The sequence below is a fragment of the Mesorhizobium sp. M2A.F.Ca.ET.039.01.1.1 genome (assembly GCF_003998035.1).
GTDB lineage: Bacteria > Pseudomonadota > Alphaproteobacteria > Rhizobiales > Rhizobiaceae > Mesorhizobium.
Genome location: NZ_RZRY01000239.1, coordinates 1 through 8,643, shown reverse-complemented (window position 1 = coordinate 8,643; position 8,643 = coordinate 1). Strand labels below are relative to the sequence as shown.

Sequence of the window (8,643 nt, the reverse complement as noted above, 5' to 3'; positions counted from 1 at the left end):
GACCATAGAATCCATTCCGTGACTTGGAAGCGCCGCCACGGTGCAGAATTCTGCTCCGTTGCAGGCCTCGGCGAAGGTAACGGCATGGATTCCAGGGTCTGCGCGCGTCGCTTCGCTCCTTGCTCCGCCCTGGAATGACGATCGCGATGGGCGTTTCGGCCAATCTCCAAAGCATGCCGCCTGCCAATGCGAACGGAGCCGACCGGTCAACATCCCTGTGCCGGGGAACTAACGCTTGCGCGACAACTGCCTGGTCGCGGCTTCCAGCCCGGCCAGTGTCAGCGGGAACATGCGGCCGCCGAAGATCTCGCTGATCATGGCGATCGAGTGCGTGTAGCGCCAGTTCTTCTCGGCTTCCGGGTTCAGCCAGATCGCGTTCGGCCATTGCTGCAACAGGCGCGCCAGCCACACGCTGCCGGCCTCTGGATTCCAGTGCTCGACCGAGCCGCCCGGATGGGCGATCTCGTAGGGGCTCATCGAGGCGTCGCCGACGACGATCACCTTATAGTCCGGCCCGTATTTGTGGATGAGGTCGAAGGTCGGGATCGTCTCGGCCAGCCGCCGCCGGTGTCCTTCCAGACGCGCTCGTAGAGGCAGTTGTGGAAGTAGAAATATTCGAGCTGGCGGAACTCGGCACGGGCGGCCGAGAACAGCTCCTCGACACCGCGGATGTGGTCGTCCATCGAGCCGCCGACATCGAAGAACATCAAAAGCTTCACGGCATTGCGCCGCTCGGGCGGTGTCTTGACGTCGAGATAACCGTGCTCGGCGGTGGCATGGATGGTGCCGGGCAGGTCGAACTCCTCCTCGGCGCCCTCGCGCACCCAGCGGCGCAGCCGCTTCAGCGCCACCTTGATGTTGCGGGTGCCGAGCTCGACGGTGTCGTCGAAATTCTGGAATTCACGCTTGTCCCAGACTTTCACCGCGCGGCGATGCCGGCTTTCATGCTGGCCGATGCGCACCCCTTCCGGATTGTAGCCATAGGCGCCGAAGGGCGAGGTGCCGCCGGTGCCGATCCATTTCGAGCCGCCCTGGTGCCGGCCTTTTTGCTCCTCGAGCCGCTGCTTCAAGGTTTCCATCAGCTTATCGAAGCCGCCCAAAGCCTCGACCAGTTTTTTCTCCTCCTCGGTCAGGTGCTTTTCGGCCAGCCGGCGCAGCCATTCCTCGGGGATGTTGGCGACATCGACGGCGTCGGATCCGCCAAGCGCCTCGACGCCCTTGAAGACATGCGCGAAGACCTGGTCGAAACGGTCGATATGGCGCTCGTCCTTCACCAGGGCCGCGCGGGCGAGGTAATAAAAAGCCTCGACGTCATAATCGACCAGCCCGGCTTCCAGCCCTTCCAGCAGCGACAGATATTCCCTGAGCGAAACGGGAACCCGCGCTGCCTTCAGTTCGAGGAAGAAGGGGATGAACATGGTTGGGCTGCTATCTGTGCCCCTCGATCTTCTCGCGTGCCGCGCTTGCAATGAACGCGGAGCGGGTAAGGCCGCGCCGGCCGGCTTCTTCGTCTATTGCTGCCAACAGACCAGCATCGAGGGACAGATTGGCTCGGACAGGTCTTCCTGAATCGATCAGCACGGGGATCATCACCGCGGATTCGCCGGCGGTGCTATCGATCTCGCCTGACCGCAGCAATTGCGTCATCGTGCGAGGGGCAGGCATCGGCAGCTGCTTTGCTATCCGGGCCTCAGCCCATTCACGCATGGCCGACGTCGCGTCGGCGATTGCTTCCTCGGGATTTGCCCCGCCGCCGTGGCAACCGGGAAGATCGGGCACCCGCACGCCCCAGACATCGTCGGCTCCGTCGAGTACTCCGACATAGTGCGTCATGTGGATCGTCCTCAAATCCATCCGGCAAGTCGAGCGATCGAACGCGCCACACCCGGAGACTGTTCGCGATGACGGGGCACGATGATCATAGCGTCCGGCCTTTCCGGATGCTCATACTTTTCATGCTTGCCGCCACCGACATTCAACCAACCTTCGTGCAGAAGTCTCGCAACAATCTTGCGCGTATTGGTCTCTATCAGCGGCATCGCGCTCCCTGTAATATGCGCAATATATTGCGCAATTTCTATCATTTCAACCACTAACCATGATTACAGCAGATCGTATTCAATAAAACCCGTGCGGCGCGCGACATGATCATAGAGCCGGCGCGCGGTGGCGTTGGTCTCGTGCGTCATCCAGTAGACGTTCTTCACGCCGATCTTGCCGGCCTCGTTCTGCACCGCTTTGATCAGCGCGGCGCCTACGCCTTTGCCGCGCACCTCCGGGTCGGCGAACAGGTCCTGCAAATAGCAGTTGTTGACCAGCGACCAGCAGGAGCGGTGGTACAGATAGTGGGTGAGGCCGACGGCCTTGCCATTGAGCGTGGCTATGAAACCCTTGGGCTCGAACTCGCCTGCCGTGAACAGCCGCTTCCAGGTGAGATCATAGACCTCTTCCGGCAGCTTGGTTTCATAGAAGGTGAGATAGGCCGTCCACAGCCGGCGCCAGTCGGCGTGATCGGACTGGGTGAGCGGGCGGATGGTGATCTCGGACATTTCTTCCTCCAACATTTGGCCCGAAGCTGCGGCAGCAGCTGTTCCCCGGCAACGGTCCACAGAATGGGAAAGCGCTATTGCTGGCGGCTTATTGCTGCCGTCTGGCCATGAACGCGAGCCGCTCGAACAAATGCACGTCCTGCTCGTTCTTCAACAGCGCGCCGTGCAGTTTCGGCAGCATGTTCTTCGGGTCGGCGCGCAGGTCTTCTGGCGCGATGTCGTCGGCGACCAGCAGGCGGATCCAGTCGAGCGCCTCGGAGGTCGACGGCTTCTTCTTCAGGCCCGGCACCTCGCGGATCTCGTAGAACTGAGTGAGGGCCGCCCGCACCAGGTTCTGCTTTATGCCGGGGTGATGCACCTCGACGATGCGGTGCAGCGTGTCGATGTCGGGGAAGCGGATATAGTGGAAGAAGCAGCGACGCAGGAAGGCGTCGGGCAGTTCCTTCTCATTGTTCGAGGTGATGATGACGATCGGCCGGAACTCGGCGCGGATCGTCTCGCCGGTCTCGTAGACGAAGAACTCCATCCGGTCGAGCTCTTGCAGGAGGTCGTTGGGGAATTCGATGTCGGCCTTGTCGATCTCGTCGATCAAAAGCACGACCTTCTTTTGCGCCGCGAAGGCGTCCCACAGCTTGCCGCGCTTGATGTAGTTGGCGATGTCGTTGAAGCGCTCGTCGCCAAGCTGGCTGTCGCGCAACCGCGACACGGCGTCATATTCGTAGAGCCCTTGCTGCGCCTTGGTGGTCGATTTGACGTTCCATTCGATGAATTCGAGCCCAAGCGCCGACGCCACCTGGCGGGCGAGCTCGGTCTTGCCGGTGCCGGGCTCGCCCTTGACCAGCAAGGGCCGCTCCAGCGCGATCGCGGCGTTGACCGCGACCATTAGATCCTTGTCGGCGACGTAAGCCGCGGTGCCTTCGAAACGCATTTTTTCTCCTGTCCGTGGGGCTGGACCGTAAGGAGGCGAGGCCGGCCGCGCAAGGGCGGTTGCCGAGAGCCTCTGATCGAGATGGTCTGCAAGGCGAATTACGCGTAATTGGTCGCTCGTCTCTCTGGCGCACGGCTAACCATCGGCCTATATTTGTCCCCGGCGGTCTGTGCTTCCCGGCAGGAGAAACTTATCCCCGGGGCCTTATCGATCCTTAGGGAGCTGTCCCTGGGAAGACCCGTGGGTTTTCTCACACGGCGCCCACCTACTTTGTAGGCACCCGGGATCGACCTCTCCACCGGTTGTGTGGATCGTCACTCTCCCGATTTCGGGAGACATGCGCTAGAAAAGGTCGTTCCTAACACTCCATACAATCCCGGCCCTTTCTAGCGTCTGAGCATGAACTCACCGAAAGACCTGAAGAAACAGCTTCGCAAGGAAGCGCTGGCGCGCCGTGATGCGCTCGACGAATTCTGGCGCGTCGAGATCGCGCTCGAAATGGCCGAGACGGCAAAGGAGAAAATCGACTTCGAGCCCGGCCGCATCGTCTCCGGCTTCTGGCCGATGCGCTCGGAGGTCGATGTGCGGCCGCTGATGTTCGCGCTGCGCGAGAAGGGCGCCAGGCTCTGCCTGCCGGCGATCCTGGACAAGACCACGATCGTCTTTCGCGAGCTGGTGCGCGGCGCGCCGATGGTCGAGATGGGCTTCGGCACGGTCGGGCCGCATGAAGAGGCGGAAGTGCTCGACCCGACGCTCATGCTGGTGCCGCTCGCCGCCTTCGACGGCCGCGGCCACCGCATCGGCTACGGCGCCGGCTATTACGACCGCGCCATCGCCAGGCTGGCCGAAAAGGGCATCATGCCCAGGCTGATCGGCATCGCGTTCGATTGCCAGGAAGTCGAGCGGGTGCCGGAAGAGAACCATGACGTCATCATTCCGGAAATACTGACCGAGAGCGGGTTGCGCCGCTTCGATGTCGCTTAAGCTATCGCGACCCGCTTAACGCGTTTCAAAGACACGTCGGATTATGTTCCTGCAGCTATAATCGAGCTGACGGGGATCGTGGTGTTCCTTCTTGCACGCTATTTGCTGATGCCCTTCGCGCTGATCGCGGCGATACTGTTCTCGATGTCGTTGCACATCATAGGAACTACCTTGCATCACCAGGCTGCCTGGCAGCGGACACTCGCCACCGTAACGGATGTCAGCGCCTACAGCGAAACGCGGGCGAACGGTCTCACCACGGATGGCATCAATGTCGCCGTCAGCTATGTTGCCAATGACGCGCCGATGACATGGTCCGGCAAGGACAAGGACATCGGTCTCTACAAGGCGGCCAAGGGCGACAGGATAGAATTGTACTATGACCCTGCCGATCCATCGAGCCTCGACACGGCCGCGATGAAAGGCTGGCGCGGCGGGCTGCTGCTGCTCGCCGTCACCGGTGGGTTCACCTTGTTCTACATCTGGTTCTTCTGGTTGCGAGGACGCAAAACGCCGCCCATGGCGCCATCGACCGTTCGCGTTGCCGGCGCTGGAGCGGGGCCAGCCGATCAGCAACGCGGCACTTTCGGCCGGCGTTAAGGACCTCGGTGCCGCTTGCCTAGTGTCCACAGCTCTGGATAGAAGTGGCTATGAGACTCCTCTTTCTCGGCGACATGGTTGGCAAAACAGGGCGCACGGCAGTGTGGGAACAGCTGCCGGGGCTGATTTCCGACTTCAGGCTCGACTTCGTCATCGTCAATGGCGAGAACGCCGCCGGCGGCTTCGGCATCACCGAGGAGATCTTTCGCGAGACGCTCGCTGCCGGCGCGGATGTTGTCACCACCGGCAACCATGTCTGGGACCAGCGCGACGCGTTGATCTTCGCGCCGCGCGAGGAGCGTTTCCTGCGGCCCTCCAATTTTCCCAAGGGCACGCCCGGGCGCGGCTCTGGCGTCTATATCGCCCGCAACGGCGCGCGCGTGCTGGTCGCCAACATCATGGGCCGCGTCTTCATGCACCCGGAGCTGGACGATCCGTTCCAGGCCGGCGAGCGGGAGTTGGCGGCCTGCCCGCTCGGCGAGCAGGCCGATGCGGCGATCGTCGATTTCCATGCCGAGGCGACCTCGGAGAAGATGTGCTTCGCGCATTTCGTCGACGGCCGCGCCAGCCTCGTGGTCGGAACGCATACGCATCAGCCGACCGCCGATCATCAGATCCTCAACGGTGGCACCGCCTATATCTCGGACGCCGGCATGTGCGGCGATTACGATTCCTCGCTGGGCATGGACAAGGAAGAGCCGCTCAACCGGTTTCTTTCCAAGGTGCCGAAAGGGCGCTTCGAGGCGGCGACTGGACCGGCGACTCTCTGCGGCGTCGGCGTCGACATTTCCGATCGCACCGGTCTTGCCGAGAAAATCGCGCCGTTTCGTCGCGGGCCTCGGTTGGAAGAAACGGCGCCGTCTTTCTGGTCCTGACATTGATATAGCCAAGGTCAGTACCTAACTGGCCACGAAACCCGCGAAAACTGCTCTAGATCGTAGAGGGGACGACCTTCATGCAGCTCATCGAGTTCCTGGCGCCGCATTTTGCCTTTGTTTCCGACCCGACCGCCTGGGTCGCGCTTTTGACGTTGGTGGTGCTCGAGATCGTGCTCGGCATCGACAATCTGATCTTCATCTCGATTTTGACCAACAAGCTGCCGGAAGCGCAGCGCGCCCGGGCCCGCCGGCTGGGCATCTCGGCGGCGCTGGTCATGCGCCTCATCCTGCTCGCCACGATCTCGATCATCGTGCAGCTGACGACGCCGGTGTTCACCGCCTTCGGCCACGGATTTTCCTGGCGCGACCTGATCCTGATCGCCGGCGGCCTGTTCCTGGTCTGGAAGGCGACCAGGGAAATCCATCACACTGTCGACCCGCAGGATCATCAGGACACGATGGTGGGTACGCTGCAGCTGAGCCTTGCCGGCGCGATCTTCCAGATCCTGCTGCTCGATCTCGTCTTCTCGATCGATTCCATCATCACCGCCGTCGGCATGACCGACGAGATCGCCATCATGTATATCGCCGTGATCGTGGCGGTGAGCGTGATGATGCTGGCTGCGACGCCGCTCGCCAATTTCATCGCCAGGAACCCCTCCATTGTCATGCTGGCGCTGGGCTTCCTGCTGATGATCGGCATGACGCTGATCGCAGACGGCATGGGCTATCACGTGCCGAAGGGCTACATCTACGCCGCCATGGGCTTTTCGGCGCTGGTCGAGGGTCTCAACATGCTGGCGCGGAATCGCAAGAAGCAGGGGTCGGGCGGCGGGCATTGATGGTGGCAACGAGGGCGGCAGCGTGCGGCTGTCGCTCCCGCCGCAGGATCATTTGCTTTCCGACGTCGGCAGTTCACCGCGCATTTCGCTGGGGTAGAACCCTTCACGCAGATTGATGCCGTACTCGACGTAAGCTTTCATGCATGACAGCATCTGCGACCAGCCCTCGCAATTGCCGTAGGATGATTTGCGGCCGGCCTCGTCCTCGCGCCATCCGCTTTCGGCAATGGTGACGAAGGTGCCACCGTCATCCAGGGCTTCGAAGTTCATTTCGATCGTGGTCTTGTAAGCCGGTACAACGCCGGGGCCGCCGCCATCCCAGCGCAGCACGATGCGCTCGTTGGGCACCACTTCATCGACCTCGACGGGCACGGTATTCCACCATGTGACCGTGGTGCCGGGGACCAGCGGCGCCGAGGCGCCGCCAAGCGTTGTAAAATACCCACTGAGCTTCGTCGGGTTGACGACGGCGTCGAAGACCTCGGCGACCGGTTTGCCGATGCGCCCGGAAATCCTGAATCCAAGGGACATATCCACAGCTCCTTCCTTGCTCAGTGGAACAATATGTTATAGAAACATAACATGTCAAGCCAAACCGGGGACGACCATGTTTTCAAGGCTTTGGCGCATCCGCGCCGGCGCGAATTGCTGGATCGCCTGAAGGATCAGCCGCAGACCACCGGCGCGCTTTGCGAGGCGTTCCCGGACATGGACCGCTGCACGGTGATGATGCATCTGAAAGTGCTGGAGGAGGCCGACCTGGTGATTGCGAGGCGCGAGGGACGCGAGCGTTGGAACCATCTCAATGCCTTGCCGATCAAGCAGATCCACGATCGCTGGATCAGCCAGTATGCCGGCCATGCGATCAGCATTCTCGACCGGCTGAAGTCCGACCTTGAGAGCTGAGCGGCCTCTCCGGCGCCGGAGTTACGGCGCGTCTGGACGAATTGAGCCGATTTATCTATAAGCCGGCCATTCCGACAGAGAGCGCCGTGTGCCTTCGCAGGCATGCCTGGAGCGTTCTGAAAATTTGAATTCGAGCAATTTGCGGATGGCGAGGTGATCCCATTTCGCTCCGCGGTGCTCTAGCCGAACACGACAGGGGTGCCATGGCTGGCCATTCGCAATTTAAGAACATCATGCACCGCAAGGGCCGTCAGGACGCGGTGCGGTCGAAAATGTTTTCCAAGCTGGCGCGCGAAATCACTGTCGCGGCCAAGACCGGCACGCCGGACCCGGCGATGAACCCGAGGCTTCGCCTTGCGATGCAGAACGCCAAGGCCGTGTCGATGCCGAAGGACAACATCCAGCGCGCCATCAACAAGGCTTCCGCGGGCGACGGCGAGAACTACGAAGCCGTGCGCTACGAGGGTTATGGCCCGGGCGGCGTGGCGCTGATCGTCGAGGCGCTGACCGACAACCGCAATCGCTCGGCATCCAATGTGCGCGCCGCCTTCACCAAGGCCGGCGGGGCGCTCGGCGAAACCGGCTCGGTGTCCTTCATGTGGAACCGCGTCGGCGAAATCTACTATCCGGCTTCGGCCGGCAGCGCCGACAAGGTGATGGAAGCCGCGATCGAGGCCGGCGCCGACGATGTCGAGTCCGATGAGGAAGGCCACACCATCTATTGCAGCTTCGAAAGTCTCGGCGACGTGTCGAAGTCGCTAGAAGCGGCGCTCGGCGAGGCTGAATCGGTCAAGGCGATCTGGCAGCCGCAGAACAACGTCCCGGTCGACGAAGAGCGGGCGCAGTCGCTGATGAAGCTGGTCGCCACCCTCGAGGATGACGACGACGTGCAGAGCGTCTACGCCAATTTCGAGGTCGACGACGAGACGATGGCCAAGCTCAGCGCGGCCTGACCG

General features: G+C 61.9%; 11 protein-coding genes, 1 other RNA gene and 1 pseudogene. 7 read left to right on the top strand and 6 right to left on the bottom strand.

What is annotated here, in order from left to right; all coding sequences use genetic code 11:
• Nucleotides 1–228: 228 nt before the first annotated feature.
• From EOA24_RS18740 to EOA24_RS18720, 5 genes and pseudogenes are all read right to left on the bottom strand, one after another.
• Nucleotides 229–1,418: pseudogene (locus EOA24_RS18740) on the bottom strand (VWA domain-containing protein).
• Between the two features lie 10 nt (nucleotides 1,419–1,428).
• On the bottom strand, nucleotides 1,429–1,833 hold the full coding sequence (locus EOA24_RS18735; RefSeq protein WP_126080719.1) for a type II toxin-antitoxin system HicB family antitoxin: 405 nt from the start codon (nucleotides 1,831–1,833) through the stop codon (nucleotides 1,429–1,431).
• Nucleotides 1,834–1,844: 11 nt separating this feature from the next.
• Nucleotides 1,845–2,084 (bottom strand): type II toxin-antitoxin system HicA family toxin, encoded by a 240-nt coding sequence (locus EOA24_RS18730; protein ID WP_245466903.1) that lies wholly within the window; start codon nucleotides 2,082–2,084, stop codon nucleotides 1,845–1,847.
• Between the two features lie 18 nt (nucleotides 2,085–2,102).
• The gene (locus EOA24_RS18725) at nucleotides 2,103–2,549 is read right to left on the bottom strand and encodes a GNAT family N-acetyltransferase (protein WP_126080720.1); all 447 of its coding nucleotides are present in this window, start codon (nucleotides 2,547–2,549) and stop codon (nucleotides 2,103–2,105) included.
• 88 nt (nucleotides 2,550–2,637) lie between these two features.
• Nucleotides 2,638–3,477: a MoxR family ATPase gene (locus tag EOA24_RS18720; RefSeq protein WP_126080721.1), complete on the bottom strand. Its 840-nt coding sequence runs from the start codon at nucleotides 3,475–3,477 to the stop codon at nucleotides 2,638–2,640.
• A gap of 161 nt (nucleotides 3,478–3,638) precedes the next feature.
• Between EOA24_RS18720 and ssrS the strand changes: the two genes are divergently transcribed.
• The 5 genes from ssrS to EOA24_RS18695 all read left to right on the top strand — a co-directional run bounded on the left by ssrS (nucleotide 3,639) and on the right by EOA24_RS18695 (nucleotide 6,781).
• Nucleotides 3,639–3,794, top strand: a non-coding RNA gene (gene ssrS / locus EOA24_RS18715) — 6S RNA.
• An 82-nt stretch (nucleotides 3,795–3,876) separates the two neighbouring features.
• Nucleotides 3,877–4,461 (top strand): 5-formyltetrahydrofolate cyclo-ligase, encoded by a 585-nt coding sequence (locus EOA24_RS18710; RefSeq protein WP_126080722.1) that lies wholly within the window; start codon nucleotides 3,877–3,879, stop codon nucleotides 4,459–4,461.
• A gap of 81 nt (nucleotides 4,462–4,542) precedes the next feature.
• Complete coding sequence (locus EOA24_RS18705) at nucleotides 4,543–5,061, top strand: DUF3592 domain-containing protein (protein WP_126080723.1); 519 nt, start codon at nucleotides 4,543–4,545, stop codon at nucleotides 5,059–5,061.
• Between the two features lie 50 nt (nucleotides 5,062–5,111).
• Nucleotides 5,112–5,936 (top strand): YmdB family metallophosphoesterase, encoded by an 825-nt coding sequence (locus tag EOA24_RS18700; RefSeq protein WP_112129722.1) that lies wholly within the window; start codon nucleotides 5,112–5,114, stop codon nucleotides 5,934–5,936.
• 80 nt (nucleotides 5,937–6,016) lie between these two features.
• A complete protein-coding gene (locus EOA24_RS18695; protein WP_126080724.1) occupies nucleotides 6,017–6,781 on the top strand; it encodes a TerC family protein in 765 nt (254 codons plus the stop codon).
• A 48-nt stretch (nucleotides 6,782–6,829) separates the two neighbouring features.
• On the opposite strand, the gene EOA24_RS18690 is transcribed toward EOA24_RS18695, so the two are convergent.
• Entirely contained in the window at nucleotides 6,830–7,312 is a 483-nt protein-coding gene (locus EOA24_RS18690; RefSeq protein ID WP_126080725.1) for an SRPBCC domain-containing protein, read from the bottom strand.
• Nucleotides 7,313–7,363: 51 nt separating this feature from the next.
• On the opposite strand from EOA24_RS18690, the gene EOA24_RS18685 reads away from it, so the two are divergent.
• Nucleotides 7,364–7,687 (top strand): helix-turn-helix domain-containing protein, encoded by a 324-nt coding sequence (locus tag EOA24_RS18685; RefSeq protein WP_126080726.1) that lies wholly within the window; start codon nucleotides 7,364–7,366, stop codon nucleotides 7,685–7,687.
• A gap of 203 nt (nucleotides 7,688–7,890) precedes the next feature.
• A complete protein-coding gene (locus EOA24_RS18680) occupies nucleotides 7,891–8,640 on the top strand; it encodes a YebC/PmpR family DNA-binding transcriptional regulator (RefSeq protein WP_126080727.1) in 750 nt (249 codons plus the stop codon).
• Nucleotides 8,641–8,643: the final 3 nt, after the last annotated feature.